Raw genomic sequence first — 23284 nt, forward strand, 5'->3', positions numbered from 1 at the left:
GGTAAGTTGACCGGTAACGTTCCCGGTAAATAATCTGCCGAAGCAGGAAGTCTGTCGCTGAAACGGGTATTATTAGCCGACGGATTTTTGAAAGGCACTCATTTCAGCGGCGGGTACGACTGTCTGTAACGTAGTTGGGGTAAGGCTTTCGGACGATTTCTTTTAAGTCGTTTTTAAGCCTGATTTAAGCTGATTTTAAGGTCGGATGTTTGTTCGTGTTTCCCGTAACAGGAGCGTATGTATTTTATAGATCTCCCTGGGCGGTATTTTCATTTTTTGCCTTCATCCAGAGATATAAAGGAATGCCTGTCATCTGTAAAAGGAATCCATAGAAGATGGTTTTTTGTCCGGCGCTGGCAATTGCCCAGAATACATATCCGAAGGAAATAGTGAAGAGTAGGATGCATTGCGCCCATTCGCTTTTCGTCAGTTGTTTGCTCGTACGTAATACAAAGTAGGAGGCTGTTGAAAACAGGTAAGGTATCAGTACAGAGAGCGTAGACAGTAATACGAGGAATTTAAACTGGTCTACCAGTCCCTTGTTGTAGTTCATGATCATAAATATGGAGATCAATATACTGCTGAAAAACATACCTACATAAGGTACACCTTTCTTATTCTCTTTGCCAAATACACGCGGAAAGAGCTTGTCTTTTGCGATCGCATAAGGTAACTGTCCCTGGATCAGGATCCAGCCATTCAGGGCGCCAAATGCCGCAATCGCTACACCGGCGCTCACCAGGAAACGGGCATGAGGGCCCCACATGATGACAGCTGCATCTGCGAAGGGTGTCAGACTATTTTGTAACTGAGCGGGTGGAATGATACCCATTACACTCACTGTTCCCAATACATATACAATTGTAACGATGATCAGTCCAAGCATTGTAGCACGGGGGATGGTCCGCTGTGGATCGGCTACTTTATCTGCCGGTACAGTGGCCGACTCTATCCCTACAAATGCAAACATGGTGAAGGTCACCGTCTGTGAAATGACTTCAAACAATGACATATTGCTGTTATTGAAAGGAGGGAAGTTGTCAAACCGGATGAAGAATAATCCGCAGAAAGCAACCGCGATCAGCGGAATCAGTTTCAGGATGGTCGTGATCAATTGTACCCGTCCCGATACTCTTACGCCGGCATTGTTGATCCAGGTGAGCAGCCAGATGGAAGCCAGTCCTGTTGATGCCGCCGCCAGTGTGCTGGTAGATAACAAAGGAATAAAGGTACTCAGTGCGCTCACAAAGCCTACCGTAATAGCCGCATTTGCACAGGCTACCGCAATGTAGTACCCCCAGGCAATCGAAAAACCCATATAATCACCGAAGCCCCGGCGGGTATAAGCGTATGGTCCGCCGGTAACATTAGGGACGATCCGGCTCAGATTACTAAAGACCTTTACCAGGAAAAAACAGCCTGTTGCAGAAATCACCCATCCCAGCAGACTGACACTGCCAAAGGAAGATAAGGCGGCTGGCGCCAGGAATATACCAGCGCCGATCATATTCCCGACAATCAGGGAGGTGCTGGTTAATAAACCCAGTTTATTCTTTTCTGTGTGCGCTGTTTTTTCGGGCATATAGAGTCGTATTGGCGACAAAAATAGGTTTTGAGGCAGAAATTGGAATTATTAAAGGGAATATTTGCTGATTTCAGGAAAAATTATACATTTGCACACCATTCAGCAGGGGAATTAGCTCAGTTGGCTAGAGCGCTTGCATGGCATGCAAGAGGTCACCGGTTCGACTCCGGTATTCTCCACAAGATTATCAGGCTTTTAGATGAATATCTAAAAGCCTGTTTTTTTGATATGAGATAGGGCCTGCACTTGAACAAGTATCACCCATGTTACTTCCGATAGTAATGATGCGGCCTCCCGCTTTAAGATGTTTAACAACCTCCAATACAGCTACGAACACCGCTTTAACATTGATATCTATCACTTTGTCATAATCTGCAATAGTCAGTAGTAACTAACGCTTCCAACATAGTATCGCTGCCAATCCCAGAGATACTCCAATTGCAGACGTAGATATAGCAAAGCTGAGTTGAATTTCCTCTGCGCTTGCACCTTCTGGCGCAAGTGTAAAGAACAGACCACCAACCAGTGCAACGAATACAGCAGCACTGATCTGTAATGTGGCGCTTACCAAGCCCGCTGCAAGTCCTGAGAAACGTGCATCAACCTGATCAACATTTAATCGCACCAGCGCGGGAATAGCCATTCCCTGCCCCAGACCAATAATAAACAGTGGTACAGGAAGCCAGGACGGATGATCTGCTACAGCTAGTACGGCAGCAAGCATTAAACCGACAACTTCCAGTATCATACCAAATGCAGCCGTGCGTGAACCAAGCCATTTAGCAACGGATGGACTACACCAGGGACCAAGGAAGAAACCTATGCCCAGGGGCAATATAGCCAGCCCTGTAGCCAGTGTATCGTGCGCCAGCGCGCCCTGCTCGTAGACAGCAAAAATGAGAAAGAAAGATGCAAGGGCATAAAAGAAGAATGCGGCAGCCAGACTGCGACGCAACCCAGGCGACATCAGTAAAGAAGTATATACCAGTGGCGAATGACCTGTTGATTCCTTCTTTTTTTCGTACTGCCAGAATAGGAACAACAAAGGCAAGCTAAGTATTAATAATACTACGCACCACCATGGCCAGTGATTTTCACGCCCTTCGATAAGCGGGAACACAAACGACAATAACCCTGCGGCAAGAAGTAATGCGCCGGGAATATCCAGTTTATCCGATCGTTCCGCACGGTTCTCGTGTAGCAACAGCAAAGCAGCAGGTATGGCAAGCACAATAACAGGTAAGTTGATGAGGAACACACTTCGCCATCCCATGCCAAACAAATCGGCAGATACGAGCACCCCTCCCAGCAACTGCCCACATACAGAGGCCAGACCAAAAGTAGCACCATAAAGGCTAAGTGCCCGGTTCTTTTCATCAGAAGGGAAAATAGCATGGATAGAAGCCAGCGATTGCGGGCCCATGATGGCTGCTGTTACACCCTGCAACAGCCGCCCTGCTATCAGTACAGCAGGAGACGGTGCCAGGCCGCAAATTGCGGATGCCAGACCAAAGCCAAGCATACCACTTATTAACACCCGTTTTCGACCATAAATGTCGCCCAAACGGCCTCCTAATATCAATGTAACAGCATACGCAGCAGCATACACTGATACGACCAGCTGTGAATCAGCCTGAGACGCATGCAGGTCCGTGCGGATCGCAGGCAGCGCCACATTGACGATAAAAAAATCGAGCGGCGGTAGTAATGTACCGGTTAACAGCACGATCAGCGCCAGCCATCGGCGAGGGTCACTAATATTTTCTTTCATGATCGCAGTAGTATGTTCGATTTTAAGTGCGCAGATTAGCTATTGACAATCGTTATCACGGCAGAAAGCAGTCACTTATTATCGTATTTATGAAATTTCTCCGGGGCAAATATCCTTCCAAACTTATGCTATTGTTATATTGATATCAAAGTTGTTTATATGATTTTCAATGATAGCCGAAAGGAATTCATACAGCCGGTTGACGGCAGGTAAAATTCAATGAATGTAACCTAGGATACCGCTCTGAAGATGACGGTTATGTTCAACTGGCCAAAGTTCGTCGCCGGGCCGACGAATTCTTTATCCAATATTAATTCAATCAATTTGCAGTCAATTCAATATGCCCCTTCACTATACGGGCTATTGAATTGACTGCCGCCATTTACCCGGGTTGCTTCTTTGAAATCAATGCCCTGCAGTTTCGATCACACGCGTTTTCCGTTGCGATTCTTTTACAAAAATCAGCACCAAAGGCACACTCACTAAAAATAAATAGCCTACCCATAAAAATACATCCATATAAGAAAGCAGGGTGGATTGTCGCTGTACGGAACTTTCTAAAACGGCATAAGCGCTTTGTTTAGCCGTTAAAAAGTCAAAACCCCGTTGTTGAAAACCGGCAATTAATTGCGAGAGTCTTTGTTGTACGGTCGGATCATCCTGATTTAGATGGCTGACCAGTGTAACGCGATGTTGTTGAGATTCCCGTGCGATAAACGTCGAGATCAGTGCGACGCCAAATGCGCCACCGAGTTGACGGAACATGCCGGTCAGCGCTGCGCCCTGGGCGATCTCTTTTCCTTCCAGGGTGGAAAGAGACATGGTCGTTACCGGTACATACAGCAGACCAAGACCTAATCCCCTGACGAATAACACGGCATATAAATTCGCACTTCCCGTTTGCAGGGTCAGCAGATGATAAGACCAGTATCCGTAGACAAAGAAGGTAAGCATTCCTAACACGATCAGGTATTTAGAGGAAACACCCCGCTGAATCAGCCGTGATACGATTACTACTACGACGGCCACAAAAAGAGTGCCCGGCAGAAGTAATATGCCTGACTGGAAAGCGCTCCATCCGAGCAGGCTCTGGGTATACAAGGGAAGCACGAAGGTCGTACCAAACAAGCCAAAACCTATTAAAAAGGTAAGTATCGTTCCAATCCTTAGATTGGTATTTCTTAGTACCCTTAATTCAACAATCGGATAACGGTAATTTAATTGCCGCCAGATGAAGCAGATAATACCAAATACGGCCATTACGGTCAATATGATAATGAGTTTACTGCTAAACCAGTCGTCTTCCTGTCCCTTTTCAAGTACGTATTGCAGCGAGGATACACCAACGGTCAGTAATATAATACCCAGCCAGTCAACTTCATTGGCAGGTCGCTTTTGTTCGTACCGCGGACTCCTGACATATTGAAGAGATAAAACCGTGGCGACAATACCAATCGGAACATTGATGTAAAAGATCACGGGCCATGAATAATGATCGATCAGGTAGCCACCCAGTGTTGGTCCGATCGTTGGTCCGATGATGAGTCCCAATGTATAGATCCCTTGTGCAACGGCTCTTTTCTCAGATGGCCAGCTTTCAGCGATGATCGTTTGTGAGGTCACCAGTAAGGCGCCGCCACCAAGTCCCTGTACGAAACGGTATAGCATGATTTGCCATATATTAGTGGCACTGCCGCACAGGACGGAACAAATGGTAAAAACGAGAATAGATACTGCGAAGTAATTGCGTCTCCCAAATTGCTGGGAAAGCCAGCTGGTCATAGGGACGATAATCACATTTGCTAATGAATAAGCAGTGATAACCCATCCAATTTCGTTGACAGTTGCGCCTAAGTTTCCGCGAAGGTCATTGAGCGCTACATTGACGATGGTAGTGTCGATCAGCTCAAGCATGGCACATACCACTGCCACGACGGTAATAATGATCCGCCTGGATCCATATTCAACAAGCGAGTTTTCGGTCGTTTCCATGATAACATATATAGTACTGAGGAGAGAACATTCATTCACCGCCGGATAATGTCAGTATCCGGCGTAATAGCTTTGTGTCAAAGGTCTGGGGAAATACCACCTTTTTTTTTCACTTAAGTTAAATCGGTGATTATTTTATGGAGAAGAAGTCAGCTGCTTTATGTTATTTTGCCTGGAAGATGTTGAATGTATCTGCACAGATACTGTTTAGATATTTACTATCCTTCGTTGCTCCTTCGTTCCCTGAACGAAGGAGCAACGAAGGATAGTAAAACACAGATCCCATTTAAGCGGAAACTTTCCATAGAAGAGGTCACAAAATCAGTATTTCCCGCACACCATTTCCCTGCTTTTCTTTGTAAATTTGTACTGTAATCAGTAGTTAATCCGGTTCTTCGGTAAGCATTCTTACCAGTCTCTTTTCAGCTTGTTTCACATCATTGAGTAATGCATTGTAGCAATGCAAATAGAAGAAGATTTGTTCTTTCTGACGGCAATAATATGCCGCTATTGGTTTGAGAGAGATGATCGGGCCGACAACCTTTTTTCGCGATTAGCTATCGGGCATGTCAAGTGTATTTGTCTTTATCTTATTGTATAGTTTGTGTGTATGAAGCAACTGTATTCAGACACACATTATCTGATATATATAATTGTTTATTTCTTTAGTGTTTTGGTAACAACAGGCTACTGATGGCCATGCTGTGTGTACGGAAAAGGTGAGGGGATAAACATGCGCTCTTTGACATATGGATTATCTTATTGATTATCATTAAATAATAGGCAGCTTGGGAGGCAGTACGCTGTATTAAGTCGGTATCAAGTCCACGTGACTCCGGTATCAATGGGTAACTAATGTATTATAAATACGGAAAAGCTATATTTGAGCAATGAGTTATTGTCAATTCAAACCTCACCCTGATCTGTTGCCTTACATCGATGCTTATTGGGTCGTTGAAGGGCATCAGGCGCAGTATATTCAATCGAATATATTGCCTGACGGCTGTATTGATCTGATCCTTAATCTGAAGGACGACTACCGGGCAAAGACGGGTGAACTGGCAATGGCGGCCGGCAAGGCTTATCTCGTAGGTACTATGACGACTTATAAGACTTCTTTTATCAGTCCGGATAATAAACTGGTCGGTATTCGTTTTAAACCTGCCGGGTTCTCTACTTTTTATCGCTTTGCTTCACTCAGCGAAATAACGGATGCGACGATCGAATTTGATGCGGCACTGTCTCCTGATCTGCATAAAACTGCACAACATTTTCTTGCTTACCTCAATCGTTTTTTTCTGCAAAGATTGCAGCCACCAAAACATGCACTTGCGGCGATTATACAGGATGTAGAACGCTCAAAAGGACAGGTAGCGATATCCGCACTTGCAGCAAGAAACCATATTACGACAAGACAACTGGAGCGGAACTTCCAACGCTATATAGGTGTTAGTCCGAAGGAGTTTACCAACATCGTGCGTTTCCGGTCTGCACTTTCGCAGATCAAGTACAATACACAGCAGGACAGCCTGTTAGCTATTGCCCTGAACTGTGGCTATTACGATCATGCGCATCTGACAAATGATATCAAAAAGTACGCTGGTGCGGCCCCTTCTGTAATCTGATTTTGTCGTTTTTTTCCAAACAGGTTTGCCGTCGGCGGACTACCTTTACCTGCATAATTCATCATCTGCAAAAAAATAAAAGATGGCACAGAAAATACTGGGACTGAGAACGACCATATACAAAGTGGCTGACGTCAATCAGGCAAAAGAATGGTATGCAAAAGCATTTGAAGTACAACCTTATTTTGATCAGCCTTTTCATGTAGGATTTGAAGTGGGCGGCTACGAACTGGGTTTACAGCCGGAAGAAACGCCGGTAAAGGATAAGTCGGAGAATGTATTGACCTATTGGGGTGTCGTTGATATCCATGCTGAGTTTGACAGGTTCATTGCATTAGGCGCAACCGAACACGAAGCACCGACAGAAGTTGGAGATGGCATCGTGGTAGCGACTGTAAAAGATCCATGGGGAAATATTGTCGGACTGATCTATAATCCGCATTTCAAGATAAGCTCCTGATAGCATCACGATAAGAACAGTTCTTTTCTGCCTGTTACGTCTTATCGTGGGCGTTATGATTGTTGTGCTAAATGTAATATCTTTCCCGAAAGATCAAGCGATCACTGCTATTGTAGCCAAAATCTAAACGCCATTTTAAAACTTACCTATGTCACAACATCTGAGACATGAAAAGAACTGTCTGAACTGTGGAGCAACCGTAGAAGACAGGTATTGCAGTCACTGCGGACAGGAGAATATCGTTGTTAAAGAGTCTTTTGGACACCTTTTCAGACATTTTTTTGAGGACGTTACACACTACGATTCCAAGTTTTTTACAACTATAAAGGACCTGGTATTTAAGCCGGGTTTTCTTACAAAGGAATATCTTTCCGGTCGCAGGGCGAGTTATCTGCATCCTATCCGGATGTATGTATTTATCTCCTTCCTGTATTTTCTGGCCGCTTTTACCTTTAGACATTCCAACTTTAAACTTGAAGAAATAACACAAGAAAGGACCATAATGGCGGCCAAAAAGGAGGTAGCGGATAGTCTGCTACAGATCCTGCAGGAAACGGGCAATAAGACGCCTGTAGATAGCATTAAATCTGCAGCATTGGCGGGCACGATCAGCAGATTGCGGCTGGATACTATTCATGTGAAGGAAATTAAATTCAATGTAGTTGGTAATATTGATTATCAACTTCTGAAAGAATATCATGAAGGGCAAATGGCGTTGCCGGCAGAAAGAAGAGATAAAGGAATAAAACCATGGTTGTATAGCCGCTGGTTTGCCACAATTGAACATCACGGAGAAGCTGCGGTGGAATTACTGATCGAAAAGACGCAACACGCGATTCCAAAGCTGATGTTCCTTTTACTGCCTTTGTTTGCATTGATATTAAAACTGTTCTACAACAAAAAGAAATACTATTATGGAGATCACGCGATCTTTTCGCTGCATTTCCATTCTGCAGCGTTTCTACTGTTTTTTATCATTGCATTACTGAATAAGGTAGTACCGGCGGTTGCGACTTTCCTTTCTTCGCTGGAGCTGTTTCTGCTGATCGCCTATATGACGATCGCCCTGAAGAATGCTTATCAGCAATCATTTTTCCTATCGCTGGTAAAAGCGATTGGCCTGAGTGTCATCTATGGCATCTTCATCGCGGCTGGTTTTGCTATTATCGCATTAAGTGCGCTTATCATGTAACGCATGACAGGATAGTGCAGCAAATAAAAAGCTAATAATAAAGGGGTGTATCAAAAATGCTTTGATACACCCCTTTATTATCAGGTAGTAGTGTCGTCTTGTGCTGTCAATCAGGGGTTGGAAGGACAACCCTGCGCCGTTCTGACCGTTTTGTAAGGAACTTCTGAGCCATCACTCCATACATAGCTGTAAGAGCAGACGTAGCCTCTTGGAGCCTCTGTCACATTAGTTAACTCTATTTGAGCGGTTTCACAAACGCCATTAATATAACGCTGATCTACACGGTCACAGGAGCCATAGAGGGATTGCAGCGCAATGACGTCATTGGTGTTGAAGGAACGGTTAAGTCCGAACACCGTACAGGCCAGCATAAAGCTATTAGGATCTTCAGCTGTTGGCGTACCGGGAATGTGTACCGCACCGATGCCGGCTTCACCTTCGTTTGGATTGGTACTGTAATTACAGCTGTAGTTACGGTTGAAGTAATCGGTATGACGGAACCCGATACAGTGACCCACTTCGTGCTGGATAACGGAAGCGAGGTACAACATGTCAGGATTACTGCCATATGCCTGTGGATGCGTATTCAATGTGATGGAGCTATAGGGGTTGCCACCGGATGGGAATCCTGAGCTACCTAAAACAATACTGCCATCAGCATTTGGACCCTGGTAGAAGGTGGTGATGTTGATGTTGCCACCACTGCTGACGCGTTGGAAAGAGAGTTTCAATCCAAGTGCATTGTAACGGGCAATCGCTTCATCAAGTGCTGTTGTGAATACAGTGGATAATCCGGCAGTCAGTGAAATGGAAATCACCCTTGGTGTACCTGTTACCAGTGCATATGTATGATACTGTTCGCTTTCAGCGATGCGGAGGATGGGAGAATTAGGTTTTGTATCCAGGTAATCATATTTCAGGAAGATATCACCTTCCACCACATAACCACTGTCTACATCTATTACATTGTAAGTACTAAAACCGGCACGGGCGATTTTGTCAAGATCTTCAGATGGAATGTCAGATGTAGGAGTGATTTTGGTTTCCTGTTTACAGTTTGTCAGGAAGCAGCCTAATAAGAGCAGGCATGCAAGGGCCATTCGGATGGGTTTCATCGATTTAGATTTTAAATGAGGAAATGTGAGTTAACAGTCGGTATATCGGGAATACCAGGCTGAGAATTTGAAAATAATTTGCTCAATATAACGATGCGAATAAACAGGTAATGGGTTTAAACGCTGGCATAAGGAGACTGACGGTGCACTACTACTTTATACGGTTGACAAATTAATGGCTATTGTTTTTTCTCCATCCAAATATAACGAAAATTCCGGCAGAGTTTTTATTGAAATGCATGATATGAATGATAATACCCTGTACGAGGGTACAGGGTATTTATATAGCAGCTTTTTTAGTCTGTAAGTATAATATGACGCGCTTACTGATCTCTGAAAATATCCACGATTGCATTTTTCAATTCGCTTGCCAGTAAAGGTTTTTTCAGCAGTTTAAAGACCATCGGATTGGCGTAGGTACGGCTGAGGTCACCATAATCAAGAGAAGATGATACCATGATCACATGGCATTGTGACTTGATTTTGGCAGGATAACTATAAAATGCGTCCAGGAATTCAAAACCATCCATTTCCGGCATCTGTATGTCAAGCAGCAACACAGTGGGAGGGATGCGTGGCAGCGAAATATTGGAAGACAGGAATTCGAGCGCCTTGTTTGCGTTGTTAAAAGCAAGCACTGTCCTGCTGATCTGCTGCAAGGTTATCAAACGTTCATGCAGCAGCAGATCCACTTCGTTATCGTCGATCAGTATAACACGTAAATCAGGAATCGAAATCATTTCTGTTGGGAATGCTTATTTCAAATAGGGTACCTTCTCCATACTTTGACTCAACGTTAATAGTACCGCCAATTTTATTCAGCGCTTCTTTCACGATATACAATCCAATACCACTGCCTGGCTTGTTATTGTTTTTGGAGCGGAAGAACATTTTAAAAATATTGTTCAGGTGTTCGCTCAATATACCGATGCCATTATCTTCAATAGACAGGGTCGCTTTATGCGGCTCTACCTTTACAGACAGGTTCACCTGCGGATGACTTTCTTCCGGTTTCTGGTACTTCACCGCGTTAGAGATCAGGTTATTCAGGATAACACTGATGCGGAAAGTATCGCCTTTAAAATCTACCTGCTGGTCTACATTCACCTGGAACTGTATTGCGTTGTTCTGGTGACGGAAGGACGCGATACATTCATGGATCAGGTTTTCGAAGTTGATCTTCTCATACTCTACATCCAGGCGTGAGTTCCGGTAGTATTCGATGATCTTCTGGATAAATCCGTCGAGTTTCAGAATACATACCTCAATCATATTGAGATAACCATTCGGATCTGTTACCGAGTTATCCAGCCTGCTCAGATTGATAATACCCAATACGGACATCAGCGGAGAGCGAAGGTCATGGGAGGTGGAATAGATAAAGCGGTTTAACTCGTCATTGATCTTTTCCAGCTCAAGGATCTTTTCTTTCAGCTGGCGGCGTGTATTATAAATTTCAAAGGCGTTGTTGATGGTACGATGCAGTTCTATCTCGTCCCATGGTTTTTTGATATAGGAGAAGATATGACCTTTATTGATGGCGTCTATAATATCTTCCACATCGGTATAACCTGTCAGGAGAATACGCATAGGATCCGGCAGGGTATCCTTTATTTCATTAAAGAATTCAACCCCTGTCGATACGGGCATCTTCTGGTCCGCAATGATAATATGGACGTCAATGCTTTTAAGTAGTTGTTTGCCTTCCTGGGCGGAATTGGCGGTATAAATTTCATAACTTCTGCGGAATCCGGCTTTAAAAGCATTGAGGTTATGAATTTCATCATCAATGTACAAGATCCTGATACGGTTGTCTTTCATCCATTTTGGTTTTGCCGCAGGTTCAATTTTGTCATTGATTACATGGATTCGCCTGCGTGGGTATACTAAGACGCCTGAGCGGTTACGCTCATGGGTAAATATATAATAAATTCTGCACCTTTATCAGGAGCGGTGATCACCTCGATACGTCCGTTGTGCTTTTCAATAATACTGAATACAATGGAAAGGCCTAAGCCTGTACCTTCTCCCACATCTTTCGTGGTAAAGAAAGGATCGAAGATCTTCTCTTTTACCTGCTCTGTCATTCCGGGGCCGGTGTCTTTTATACTGATGAGGGCAAGGCCGTTATCTTCGCGGGTAGTGATCGTTACCACTTCTTCACGGTCCTGGTTATTTGTCTTAATAGCGTTAAATGCATTGGTCAGAATGTTCATAAACACCTGGTTGATCTTGCCGGCATAACACTCTATTTTGGGTAAAGAACCGTAGTCCTTTATTACTTTGACATTTGTCGGGATACTGTTTTTCAGCAATACCAGTGTACTGTCGATTCCTTCGTGCAGATCCACTGATTTAACATCGCTTTCATCCAGTCTACTGAAGGTACGTAATCCGCGGACAATTTCCGAGGTTCTGGAAGCGCCATCTTCAATCCCTTTGATCAGCGAAGAGATTTCTTCGTGAATATAATCAATATCGATCTGTTGTTTAAAGGCGGCAATATCTTTCAATGCTCCCTGGATATCCGTGGTGTTTGGCAAGTCATCGTACTTATCCAGCAATGTTCTGATATCCTGGATATCCAGTTTAAGCGGCTTTATATTAGAAGTGACAAAATTGATCGGATTATTTATTTCATGGGCAATACCGGCCGTCAGCTGACCGAGGGAGGCCATTTTCTCTCTTTCTACGAGTTGGGTCTGGGCTTCTTTCAGGTTCTTCAACGCGACGTTCAGTTCTTCATTGGAGGTTTGTAGTTCTTCCGTACGCTGGGTCACCTTTTCTTCCAGGATGATATTCTGTTCTTTCACCAGGCGCTCATTTTCCTGGGAAGCATGCAGGGCTTCTGCCTTAAAAAGGTTGATTTTATAGGCCAGTGCAAAGGAGAGCAGGAGGGCTTCCATACCGGAACCGATCTGCAATGCATAATAGGTGAACTCATTATAGGGGAGTACGTTGGCATTCCTCAGCACAAATACCAGTACGCTAAGCAGGAATATAGACCATGCCAGCAGGAAGAAACGTGCGGAACTATAGCCCTTCATACTCATTCGCAGCGATATATAGAATACGCTTACTGCGGCAGCTCCTACTACCATCTGGACCCATATCTGGGCAATGATATACTTATTCAGGAGTGCCGGTATGAAACATCCCATGTATAATATCAGCAGGATGTTGATCAGGCGATGCCCCTTTTTATAAAACTGTTTCGTCAGCAGGAATTGCTGGATGAAGACCAGTGCGGTCAGTCCGTTGAGTATAGGTACGAGTACCGTCGCATGTTGGGCCATCCAGGGACTGTCCGGATAAAGGAATCGGAACGAATAACCCTGTAAGGTAGCCTGTGTCAGGGCGACAAACACGTTATAAGACACGTAGGTCAGGTAACTGTTGTCTTTTGTAGACAGATACAGGAAGAGGTTATAAAACGACATCGCCAGCATAACTCCGATGTATAAACCGAATATCAGATCACGGTAGTCGTTCTTTTCGGATACCTGGTCCCGTGTGCCTATGGACATGGGGAGTTGTACCTGTTCGCCGGCAATTACCCGCAGGTAATATTGCCGGGTGGTATGCGTGGCGATGTATAACGGAAAAATATAGTTCTGGTGGTCAACCGGGCGGTTATGGTAACTGGTAAACTCTCCCAGGCGTGTACTGTCGTAAGTACCGTCGGGGCGTAGCTCAAAAAGGGTAATATCGTCTATGGTAGGGTATTCTACCTCCAGCATGATCTCGCGGAGATCTGACTCGTTAGTAACGGTAAAGCGTACCCAATGTGTGTGGGGAGTGATCTGTAGGTTTGGGACATTTTCATCCGGAAAACTGAATGTCTTTTTGCTGACAGCATTGATATCCAGTGCATTGGTCTTGTCAGTATATATTTCAAGGTTTTTGCCGATCCGGGTCAGGGGCATATTGTTGTGGTATACAATAGGGGTTGCCGCCTGCATTTGCTGGTAACCTAAGATAGCAAGTAGCCATAGAGCGATAAATCGGAACATGCGTTAAATTTATAGAAAATTCATCGTTCGCTCTTCACATCTGAAAATTGTAAGTTGGGAATTTCGAGGTTATAACTCACTTCATAAGAGCCTTTGGGTCCGACTTCGGTCTTCGTTTGTACCAGGTTTTCCCGCAGGTCATATATCAGTTCTCTCTCTTTGGGGTCGGCATATTCCAGCTTTTTAACGTCATTAATGAGCATTGCCGTAGCAATGAAGTCGTCTTTGGGATAGAAGAAGGTGCCTTTATCTCCCAATGATTCATCAACAACAAAGCCGACCCGTTTGCCAATACGGGTGGTGATCGGAGCGCATAATACATGGAAATTGTCGACTGGCAGCTGGGCTGCGAGTACTACGCCTGCACGGGCCAGCACCTGACTGCCGATGCCCATACCGGCTACTTCTTTTGAGTTCCACATGGCGCATATCTCTGCACTGCCTGGACGGATAGCGTCGTATATTTTCGCGTCGTATTTACCGATGGCAGTTTCGATAGGTAAGGGCAACACGCCGTCAGCAAGCTGTACACGTGCTCCACCGTACGTTTTGGTACGGGTCTCGTCTTCTACAATAATTACAATGCTGTTGTCATGGTGCATCCAATCGGCGCTGCCTGAAGTGATTTTGGCAATGCCGAAATAGATTTCCAACAGCCGTAAATGGCCATTGTAAAAGCGAAGGCAGGCTTCCGGATCATCTGGCGCCTTAAAAGCCCTTACTGTAATCATGATATTGCATGTGGGTACTCTTTAATAAGGATCAGTTCGGGGGATGAGCGGACGTCTCATTTGGCTTCGATTGCAAAATGAGATACAGCCGCTCATTCCTGCACTATTAAACAAGAATTTGTTCAAAATCTACGTAGTACCTGCCTGAGCTTTTGAAATGGTCAAGCAGTATCCTTCTGCAGGTATCGGTTACTACGGCGCCGCCCAGCACCACAGAAGATGCCAGCTGAGGCCAGGTAGTAATCGTTTTTCCAATCTGGCCTAAAGAGTGTTTCATCCTTGCGGACATATCATCCAGGGCGACCATAGGACGGAATATGGGTAGTTTCTCTGCATCCGTTAATCCACGCAGGCTTTTCAGATCTAAGTCGGGTATGAATCCATGAAGTAAAGGTCGGTCGGGTTCCAGGTCAAAACGTTCCACGTCAACCAGGCCTCTGTCATTTGTATCCATTACTACGGGGATACCGAGGGCTTTGGCCTTCATCCTGCTCAATATCTTTATATCGATACCGTCACACTCTTCTACGAGGATGTCGAGATGCCCATCTTTGGTGAAAAAGTCGTCCAGGTTTTCTTCAGTGGCGCCATCTTTATAAATGACAACCTTAATGAATGGGTCCAGTTCAGCGATTTCGCGTGCAGCGATCACCACCTTATATGTCTGTATGCTGTGAATACCGGTACGGATCCTGTTCATATTCGTCAGCTCAACTTTATCAAAATCGGCCAGTCGCAATTCACCACATACCCGTTCCATGGTAAGCGTCAGCGCTATGGATTGGCCTACTGAAAGGCCGATAATGCCTATTTTCTTACTGCTGAGCAGGGCTATCTCTTCTTCGGTGATCTTTTCCCTGTTACGGCTGGTGCGGAGTTCAATAAAATCCTTCTCATCTACAATATGTACCACACGGTGTGACCAGGGGTAATAAACCCAAACGCCAAAAGCGTGGAGCGGTGTAGTACCAACATATTCCCTGATCTTTTGTTCAGATTCTTCCTCCGTGAGTCGTTTGGTAGGATTGCGGATCTTCATCAACTCCCTTAACTGAGAGTATATTTCGTCATATACCCGGATATGCGGATTCTTTGCCAGTAAAGCCAGTAAATCGACATATTGTTCTTCGTGCTGCAATCGATAAAATACTGGTGTGTAATTATCTGGCTCGGTCCGTTGCTGATTGATATAATGCTCTAGTTCTGTCATTTTGCCTGGCATAAAATTTTATGAACAATGATGGCAATTTATAAATGGTATATGTTAAAGTATGGTCAATTAGTGTTGTTTGTAAAGTGGCATGGTAAGGGCCCTGGTGACAAAGGCAAGCTCGTTAGTTCTCTATATATATTACATATTCACTATGTAGTCTGGGATAAATTGTTGTTTAGTTAATCAAATAAAGAAAAAGTTAAAGTTTCACATGAAAGCGTATGGTAAAATAACAATTAATTTCAAAAGATTGCGAAATGTTGCGGTTATTTTAGTGAGAATCCGCGTTTTATTACCAACTGTTTGATGGCCGGCGATACTTATGCAATAAATTTATCTAATATTGGTGCAGAATTTGCTGCCCTTGCAGATATATTTCAAGTTCTTTATTACCATAATTTAATGCCTTAACATATGAACAAGAGAGAATTTATTAAGCTGGCAGGCCTGGCAGGCGTAGCAGCTCTCGGCAACCCATCTGGTATAATGGCAGCTGCTCCTGCAGCCCGTAAAGGAGCGTCCGTACTCAACGGCAATGTAAAAGCTCCTTTTGAGGTACCGCCTTTACCTTATGGTTATGATGCCCTTGAGCCGCACATCGATAAAGCTACAATGGAGATTCATCACGATAAGCACCATGGCGCCTATGTTAAGAACCTGAACGATGCGGTGAAAGGATCGGCTTTCGAAAGCCTTACACTTGAGCAGATCCTGGCAAAAGTGAAACCTGAAGATAAAGCAGTGCGCAACAATGCGGGTGGTCACTTCAACCACTCTCTCTTCTGGACCTTACTGTCTCCACAGAAGACAACACCTTCTGATAAACTGAAAGCCGCTATTAACGAAACATTCACTTCATGGGAGAAATTCCAGGAAATCTTCAATACTGCCGCTAAAGGCGTATTTGGTTCCGGCTGGGCATGGCTGATCGTTACGCCTGGGAAGAAGTTGTCCGTTATATCCACACCTAACCAGGACAACCCGTTGATGGATAACATCGTGAAAGAACGCGGTACACCGATCCTTGCACTGGATGTGTGGGAACACGCTTATTACCTGAAATATCATAACGTTCGTGCCGACTATGTTACCGCTTTCTGGAATGTAGTAAACTGGACGGAGGTAGATAAATTATACGCTGCTGCTATTAAATAGTAATAAGCGATAGTAATAAAAAAAGGAGAGGTGTTAGCCTCTCCTTTTTTTATTACTATCGCTTATTTTCTTTTAAAGAATACAAATCCGTTCCTTTCTTCCACAATCTCCAGATCCGGATCTGTTCTGAATGGCGCACTATCCGTCGTTCTGCATACAAACCAGGTAGGTTTATCTACCTTCCCGCTCAGCAGCCAGTCGGTATTATAGTAGTTCTGATTAACCGGTGGGAGCTTCTTTGTATAGAACAGGTGTGCATAGCTATGATACATTAGTACCTGCACATAATCATCCTTCCCTTCAAATGTTTTGAAAAAGTCGATCGCAACACCCTGTGAGTAACGCTCTATTTTAGGTGTAAAATGGACAATCGTGATTTGTATGGCCAGAATGGTGCTAAAGAAAATACACAGCAGGCCTGCCTGTACTTTTTTCTGGAACAGGAGTACTGCACCAATGATGATCAGCAACATATAGCCGGCGCCGTAAGCGGCTTCCCATACTGACCAGGGCACCTGTGCCTGCAGATTGGCCTGTGCAAAACGATCGTGTATATGTGGAATGATCACATCTTTATATACGCCTGCCAATGGTAATAAGGTAATGGCCAGACCGATTGACAGACCTATCAGCATCATTAGCACAATATTCCAGGCATGTAGTTGCAGTTTGTTTTCGGAAATCCGATACAGTTGCCAGGCAGCAAGGAAGCTAAGCGGGAAATAACACAGTGAAGAGTAGTGAACGATCTTGGTTTCCACGATGGAAAACAGGATCAGTACGACCCAAAACAATACCCACATCCATATTTTGAAGTCTTTTACCTCCGCTGAATTTGACCCGGTATAGATAGATTTCCCCTTACGTCCTCTGATATAGGTGAACAGTAACAGACTGGCAGGGAAACATCCGATCAGCAACACGATCCAGTGATAGAAGAACGAACCGCCATGGCCTGCGTCTTTTGTTGTAAAGAGTCTTATCTGATAGGTAATGAATTCCTGTACAAACCAGAAACCATGTGCGACGATCTCATAACCGAACCAGAGCGCGGTGGTCAACACGGATGCCAGTATAATGATACCCAATTGCGCCAGACCAATACCCGTTTTCCCTTTTTTATACAGCCAGTAGAAGACAAAGGTCAGTATACTCACCAGGATAGCTACCGGCCCTTTGGTAAGTACGGCCAATCCAAGGAATATACCACTCAGGATAGCCAACCTGGAAGGTTTACCACTGAATGCGGTACGATAAGCGCAATAGATCGCAAGAAATATAAAGAAATTGAAAGTCGGGTCAATAATACCTGATTTGAAATAGAAGTGTGGCAGCCATGAACCGGCATAAGCCAGTGCCCACCAGAGCCCTAATTTCTCGTCTGCCAGTTTCTTACCAATGCCGAACAGGGTCACCAGGGTCGCAATACCGATCATGGCATTGGGAAAACGAGCTGCAAACTCATTTACCCCAAAGAGCTGCATACTGATAGCCTGCAGCCATATGAACAGGGGAGGCTTTTCCCAGAAGGGCTTAAAATCGATCTGTACTCTTGAATAATCATGGCTTACAATCATCTCCCTTGCAGCTTCTGCAAAATTGATCTCGTCCCAGTCAAACAAGTGCACAGCGCCCAGGAAGGGTACGAAAAGAGCAGCAGCGACAATGGCAATCAACAGGTACTTCATAATCAGGCAATCAATAAAAATAATCTAATCAGGTAAGGCTGACAACCGGTTCGCTGACTGCTTCCGGCGAAGCCTTTCTTCTGCTTTGATGGAACAGTGTGTACACTACGAGACTGCTTGTTGTTCCGATGATGCTACCTGTGTAAACATCTACGAAGAAATGTTGTGCCAGGTAGATCCTTGAATGGGCAGCCAGCAATGCCAGTGTTAAGAACGCGAATCCGGCCAATTTATTCCTGCATATCAGTGTTAAAAATGTAAACAGCGCGAATGCAGTCGTTGTATGTCCGGATGGAAAACTGCAGGAACCGTGTACTGTCACCCACTTAACAGTGTGTACCAGTGTGCCTGCATCTGCAAAATACAACGTAGGTCTTGGTTCGTTGTAATAATGTTTGGCAACCTGCACGATGATGGTGGTCAGTAATAATACGGTGCCGGCAGTAAAGAACAGCTTGTATTTCCTGTATACAAGAATAAGCACCAGCATAACAGCAAAGGTAATACCATCTCCGATGTAGGTCATACCTGATACAACAACATCTGCCCATGGAGCGTGTGCGCGGTTAATAGCAAGGAACAGATCATCATGTGTGAAATAAGCCTGTAGCAGTGCGCCAGCGACGATCCATAAAAGGAATGGCAAAAAGAAAGGGGCATTTTTGCCCAGCAGCGTCAATAGTGTTTTCATAGTAATAGGTAGCGACCCGCCGTTAAGCTTAGCAGGTGCACAATGATCTTTACACTGTTTTCTTCCTTTATAGCAGGTACAGGTTCATCCTGCCGGGCAGTTGCTGAGTGCCCGTTAACGGTGTAAAGATCTTGAAGCTGGGAGCTAGTGGCTTAAGGCTGTCAAGTTGTAGGTTTTGGACTGTTTTTTTTAAAGAGCTTTTTGATATTATTGAAGCTCCTGAAATAAAACTCTTTGTTGAACAGATTTGAATCGTTCAGCGCTTTATAGATCAGGAACATTGCAATAGGTATAAGGACGATGTTGGAGAGCCACATTCCACTCCAGGTGGCCATTACGTCTTTTCTGGCCATCTTCTCCCCAACCATGAAAAATATATTAAAGATCACAAAGAACACAACGGCAAAGATCAGTGGTGTACCAAGACCGCCTTTTCTGATAATCGAGCCCAGGGGAGCTCCGATCAGGAACATTACGATACAGGAGAAAGCCAGGGTGAATTTACGCTGCCATTCTACTTTGTGCAGCAGCAGGGTACCATGTTTATCGCCGAACTCACGGGCAGGTCCTTCTAGGTTATTCTGTCCGTCGCGGATGTTCTGTTCTGTTCTTTCCAGTGTATATCTGAGTGATTTTTCAGGTATGATATCTTTAAAGTTGGTCACACCCAGTGCAGGGGCTTTTGCGAGCCATCCTGTATCCTGCCATTTGTAGAAGGCATAGCGGGTGGTGACATATGCATTTACTGTACGACTGAACAGTTGCTCCTGTTTGTACAGTGAGTCGATCGCTTTATCGAGCTGTCTGACGTTCAGCATCTGCTGGTTAGAGGCAAAGAGTCCCATATCCAGTCGGCTGAAAGCGAAAGAGCTGAGGTCAAATGCTTTTTTGTATTCGCGGAATCCCAGGCGGATCAGTTCACCGGGAGTGGTGGAGCTACGGTTGTTACGTTCTTCGTAACGCCATCCTTTTTCCAGTACGAAATACAGAAAGCGTTTGTCAGCAGAAAGCAGCATGGTTCCTTTTTCAGCGAGGATTACCTTGTCGCCGCCACCGGGAGTATGATCGATGATCATTACCTGGTGGATGGTTTTATTATCTTTTTCTTTTTCTGCTACCTTGATGGTGTAGTCAGGAATATCTGTGTAGAAAACGCCGGCTTTGATGTTGAAGGCGGGTTTTGAATTCGTAATATCATACAGCAGGGACTTTGCACGCAGGTTTGCAACAGGCATCGCATAGTTGTTAAACAGGAATGCCAGTATTGCGATCATCGTACACACGGCCAGTAAGGGACGCATGAAGCGTGTCAGCGAAATCCCGGAGGACTTCAGCGCGACCAGTTCAAAACTTTCTCCCAGGTTACCGAAGGTCATGATAGAGGAAAGCAGTACAGCCAGCGGCAGGGCAAGAGATACCAGGTTGGCGCTGGTATAGGTGATCAGCTCGATAATGACAGGTGTGTCCAGTCCTTTACCTACGAGGTCATCGATATATTTCCACAGAAACTGCATCACCAACACGAATAGTGTTACAAAGAAAGTAGCCACGAATGGCCCCATGAATGTTTTGATGAGCAGTTTATCCAGTTTTTTCACTTACGGCGTAGTTTGTTTCGAAACTTTTAAAAGTTGTTTTAGTGGCTTACTGTACGGCAAGTACGGAAACAAATTTAAAGCATACAAATTTAATATGATTTATGGAGTTTAAGGGAGGGACGCATTAAAATTACCGTTAAATTTCTGGTAATGAATGTGAGCGGGTAAATTTACGGTATGGAGACCGTTTCACTTACCCCGGCAGAGCAGGCATTGGTTGTAAATGCTGATTGGATCTATCTGAAAAACAATATTTTAGAGAAAGTGATGACCCTGATGGGACAGTTGCACCTGGCATTGCAGGAGGCGCCTGTTACCAGCACGTTTCCCTTCCCGGAAGGCGTCTTACGGGTGGGGGCAAAGATATCAAGAGGGGAGCGCTACAGGGAATTGCCCTATATCATCCTGGATTATCCCCGTCTGTTTAGTAAAGACAATATTTTTGCGTTCCGCACTATGTTCTGGTGGGGACATTATTTCATTGCTACCCTGCACCTGGCGGGGGAGGAGAAAGAAAAATATGGTCATGTTATTGCATCAGCCTGGCGTCAGCTGGCTGAGCAACAGTTTCAGGTGTATCTTCTGGAAGATCCCTGGCAGCATGATTTTGAAAATGGGAATTACAAATTAATATCAGCTTTGTCGGAACTGGAATTTAAGCAGCTACTTGACCGACGTTCTTTTATTAAACTTGCTAAACCTTACAGTTTTGAAGAATGGGGAAAGATCGTTCCGGAGATAGTAAGAGATTATGCTCTTCTGCTTCGGGGGCTGACCAGTACTACTGGTTGATCAGTGTTGGCTGGTTTAATTGCCTATTCTGTGGAAGAGGTCTTTCACCTGGTAATCCCACAGCTGGCTCTGGTCAGCTATTTCTTTCTTTTCTGCAAAATCTCTGACAATCAGGATGGTTTCATTGGTCACTTCGGAAATCTGTATGCGGAATTCGAAGAATTCTTCTTTAGGCGCATGTTTCCAATGTAAACGGATAAATTCATCTTCCTCCTGTTCCAGTACTTCTGCTTCTTCCGTGGAACCATTCCATGAAAAGGAGAAGACACTGTCCCTGTAATCTACTTTATCTGCGAACCACTCCTGCAGACCTGCTGGTGTGGAAAGGAATTCGTATAAGATACTGGGTGAGCACCGTACCGGATATTCCAACTCATATTGCACTTTCTTAGACATCGCTCAAGTAATTAGTAAATCAATAGCATCTGGCTGCAATTATAGAAAAATATTTATTCTGTCAAAATTATTTTGCGTTTTTTTTTAATAATTGCCCAAATTCTTTTACACTTTATAAATAACAATTCTATTATAAAAAATATAAATACATTAGCAATCCACACTAATTGTTTTCACAGCTTTTTGCCGGGAAGCCCTCTGATAAAGGTCCCGATATTAAGTTATGAATGGTGAAACGTTTTTGCTTGAAAATGGTTTAATAAGTAATTATTTTTTTTGGCGGCTATCTAAAAAAACTTATTTTTGTCTGGCATTCATCAAATAGGGTAACATTTTATTCACCTGTAACTGTTCCGATTCTTTATGTCAATGCGCCAACTCAAAATCACGAAATCCATCACCAATAGGGAGTCCCAATCTCTGGAGAAATACTTGCAGGAAATTGGGAAAGTGGATTTAATTACACCGGAGGAAGAGGTGAACCTTGCTATACGCATTAAGCAGGGCGACCAGAGAGCTCTTGAGAAACTGACGAAAGCAAACCTCCGTTTTGTGGTGTCTGTTGCCAAACAGTATCAGAATCAGGGATTATCGCTCAGTGATCTGATCAATGAGGGAAATCTCGGCCTGATCAAAGCAGCACAGCGTTTTGATGAGACCCGTGGTTTTAAGTTCATTTCTTACGCCGTTTGGTGGATCCGTCAATCGATTCTTCAGGCATTGGCCGAACAGAGTCGTATCGTAAGACTGCCGCTTAACAAAGTGGGGCTGAGCAACAAGATCAGCAAGGCTTACTCTCAGCTGGAACAGGAATTTGAAAGAGAGCCATCTCCTGACGAACTCGCTACCATTCTAGAGATCAATACGGAAGAAGTAGAAGCTACTTTAGGCGTTGCCGCCCGTCACGTATCTATGGATGCACCGTTTATCGATGGTGAAGACAACTCCCTGCTGGATGTACTGGCAAATCCGAATGCTGTGAACGCAGACGAAGAACTGGATCACCACGATTCCCTGCGCCGCGAAATAGAACGTTCTTTATCTACACTCACTGACAGGCAGAAAGATGTGATCATCCTTTACTTCGGTATTGCAGTTGAACATCCGATGTCCCTGGAAGATATCGGTGAGAAATTTGGTCTGACCCGCGAACGTGTTCGCCAGATCAAGGATAAAGCAATCACTAAACTGCGTACTACTTCTCGCAGCAAACTGCTGAGAAATTACCTGGGAAGTTGATTATCATTGTCCGGACAGGTAATACAGT

General features: G+C 44.4%; 20 protein-coding genes and 1 tRNA gene. 7 read left to right on the forward strand and 14 right to left on the reverse strand.

Features of this window, described 5'->3' with window-relative positions; translation table 11 throughout:
- Window positions 1-244: 244 nt before the first annotated feature.
- The gene (locus tag CPIN_RS06480) at window positions 245-1582 is read right to left on the reverse strand and encodes an amino acid permease (protein ID WP_012788981.1); all 1338 of its coding nucleotides are present in this window, start codon (window positions 1580-1582) and stop codon (window positions 245-247) included.
- 108 nt (window positions 1583-1690) lie between these two features.
- On the opposite strand from CPIN_RS06480, the gene CPIN_RS06485 reads away from it, so the two are divergent.
- Window positions 1691-1764: transfer RNA gene (locus CPIN_RS06485), tRNA-Ala, on the forward strand.
- Window positions 1765-1772: 8 nt separating this feature from the next.
- Here the strand turns inward: CPIN_RS06485 and CPIN_RS38595 are convergent.
- From CPIN_RS38595 to CPIN_RS06495, 3 genes are all read right to left on the reverse strand, one after another.
- Window positions 1773-1970: an SDR family NAD(P)-dependent oxidoreductase gene (locus CPIN_RS38595; protein WP_148230728.1), complete on the reverse strand. Its 198-nt coding sequence runs from the start codon at window positions 1968-1970 to the stop codon at window positions 1773-1775.
- A 6-nt stretch (window positions 1971-1976) separates the two neighbouring features.
- Window positions 1977-3356 carry an MFS transporter gene (locus CPIN_RS06490; RefSeq protein WP_012788982.1) on the reverse strand — a complete coding sequence of 460 codons (1380 nt, stop codon included), beginning with the start codon at window positions 3354-3356 and terminating at the stop codon, window positions 1977-1979.
- 405 nt (window positions 3357-3761) lie between these two features.
- The gene (locus CPIN_RS06495; protein ID WP_012788983.1) at window positions 3762-5348 is read right to left on the reverse strand and encodes a DHA2 family efflux MFS transporter permease subunit; all 1587 of its coding nucleotides are present in this window, start codon (window positions 5346-5348) and stop codon (window positions 3762-3764) included.
- Window positions 5349-6238: 890 nt separating this feature from the next.
- On the opposite strand from CPIN_RS06495, the gene CPIN_RS06500 reads away from it, so the two are divergent.
- From CPIN_RS06500 to CPIN_RS36405, 3 genes are all read left to right on the forward strand, one after another.
- Window positions 6239-6973: an AraC family transcriptional regulator gene (locus CPIN_RS06500; protein WP_012788984.1), complete on the forward strand. Its 735-nt coding sequence runs from the start codon at window positions 6239-6241 to the stop codon at window positions 6971-6973.
- A gap of 82 nt (window positions 6974-7055) precedes the next feature.
- Window positions 7056-7433, forward strand: a complete 378-nt coding sequence (locus CPIN_RS06505; RefSeq protein WP_012788985.1) for a VOC family protein — start codon at window positions 7056-7058, stop codon at window positions 7431-7433.
- 148 nt (window positions 7434-7581) lie between these two features.
- Window positions 7582-8625, forward strand: coding sequence for a DUF3667 domain-containing protein (locus CPIN_RS36405; RefSeq protein WP_012788986.1), 1044 nt, complete (start codon window positions 7582-7584; stop codon window positions 8623-8625).
- Between the two features lie 110 nt (window positions 8626-8735).
- Here the strand turns inward: CPIN_RS36405 and CPIN_RS06515 are convergent, their stop codons facing one another.
- The 6 genes from CPIN_RS06515 to CPIN_RS06540 form a co-directional block, all read right to left on the reverse strand.
- Window positions 8736-9740: a M57 family metalloprotease gene (locus tag CPIN_RS06515; RefSeq protein ID WP_012788987.1), complete on the reverse strand. Its 1005-nt coding sequence runs from the start codon at window positions 9738-9740 to the stop codon at window positions 8736-8738.
- A gap of 323 nt (window positions 9741-10063) precedes the next feature.
- Window positions 10064-10480 (reverse strand): response regulator, encoded by a 417-nt coding sequence (locus CPIN_RS06520; protein ID WP_012788988.1) that lies wholly within the window; start codon window positions 10478-10480, stop codon window positions 10064-10066.
- A complete protein-coding gene (locus CPIN_RS06525) occupies window positions 10464-11561 on the reverse strand; it encodes a sensor histidine kinase (RefSeq protein WP_012788989.1) in 1098 nt (365 codons plus the stop codon). Before CPIN_RS06525 ends, CPIN_RS06520 begins: the two co-directional genes overlap by 17 nt.
- A 65-nt stretch (window positions 11562-11626) precedes the next feature.
- Window positions 11627-13753: a sensor histidine kinase gene (locus CPIN_RS06530; RefSeq protein ID WP_012788990.1), complete on the reverse strand. Its 2127-nt coding sequence runs from the start codon at window positions 13751-13753 to the stop codon at window positions 11627-11629.
- Between the two features lie 20 nt (window positions 13754-13773).
- Window positions 13774-14484, reverse strand: a complete 711-nt coding sequence (locus tag CPIN_RS06535) for a hypothetical protein (protein WP_012788991.1) — start codon at window positions 14482-14484, stop codon at window positions 13774-13776.
- A gap of 106 nt (window positions 14485-14590) precedes the next feature.
- A complete protein-coding gene (locus CPIN_RS06540) occupies window positions 14591-15694 on the reverse strand; it encodes a ThiF family adenylyltransferase (RefSeq protein ID WP_148230515.1) in 1104 nt (367 codons plus the stop codon).
- A 417-nt stretch (window positions 15695-16111) separates the two neighbouring features.
- Here CPIN_RS06540 and CPIN_RS06545 point away from each other — a divergent pair, with 417 nt between their 5' ends.
- Complete coding sequence (locus CPIN_RS06545) at window positions 16112-16852, forward strand: superoxide dismutase (protein ID WP_012788994.1); 741 nt, start codon at window positions 16112-16114, stop codon at window positions 16850-16852.
- Window positions 16853-16914: 62 nt separating this feature from the next.
- Here CPIN_RS06545 and CPIN_RS06550 read toward each other — a convergent pair whose 3' ends face one another.
- The 3 genes from CPIN_RS06550 to CPIN_RS06560 form a co-directional block, all read right to left on the reverse strand.
- The gene (locus CPIN_RS06550; protein WP_012788995.1) at window positions 16915-18540 is read right to left on the reverse strand and encodes an ArnT family glycosyltransferase; all 1626 of its coding nucleotides are present in this window, start codon (window positions 18538-18540) and stop codon (window positions 16915-16917) included.
- Between the two features lie 28 nt (window positions 18541-18568).
- On the reverse strand, window positions 18569-19231 hold the full coding sequence (locus CPIN_RS36410) for a phosphatase PAP2 family protein (protein ID WP_012788996.1): 663 nt from the start codon (window positions 19229-19231) through the stop codon (window positions 18569-18571).
- A 161-nt stretch (window positions 19232-19392) separates the two neighbouring features.
- Complete coding sequence (locus CPIN_RS06560) at window positions 19393-20829, reverse strand: LptF/LptG family permease (RefSeq protein ID WP_012788997.1); 1437 nt, start codon at window positions 20827-20829, stop codon at window positions 19393-19395.
- 177 nt (window positions 20830-21006) lie between these two features.
- On the opposite strand from CPIN_RS06560, the gene CPIN_RS06565 reads away from it, so the two are divergent.
- Window positions 21007-21621 (forward strand): hypothetical protein, encoded by a 615-nt coding sequence (locus tag CPIN_RS06565; RefSeq protein ID WP_012788998.1) that lies wholly within the window; start codon window positions 21007-21009, stop codon window positions 21619-21621.
- A 15-nt stretch (window positions 21622-21636) separates the two neighbouring features.
- Here the strand turns inward: CPIN_RS06565 and CPIN_RS06570 are convergent, their stop codons facing one another.
- Window positions 21637-22017 (reverse strand): START-like domain-containing protein, encoded by a 381-nt coding sequence (locus CPIN_RS06570; protein ID WP_012788999.1) that lies wholly within the window; start codon window positions 22015-22017, stop codon window positions 21637-21639.
- A 369-nt stretch (window positions 22018-22386) separates the two neighbouring features.
- On the opposite strand from CPIN_RS06570, the gene CPIN_RS06575 reads away from it, so the two are divergent.
- Window positions 22387-23256, forward strand: a complete 870-nt coding sequence (locus CPIN_RS06575; protein ID WP_044218015.1) for a sigma-70 family RNA polymerase sigma factor — start codon at window positions 22387-22389, stop codon at window positions 23254-23256.
- Window positions 23257-23284 lie beyond the last annotated feature (28 nt).

The organism is Chitinophaga pinensis DSM 2588, assembly GCF_000024005.1.
Taxonomy (GTDB): Bacteria; Bacteroidota; Bacteroidia; order Chitinophagales; family Chitinophagaceae; genus Chitinophaga; species Chitinophaga pinensis.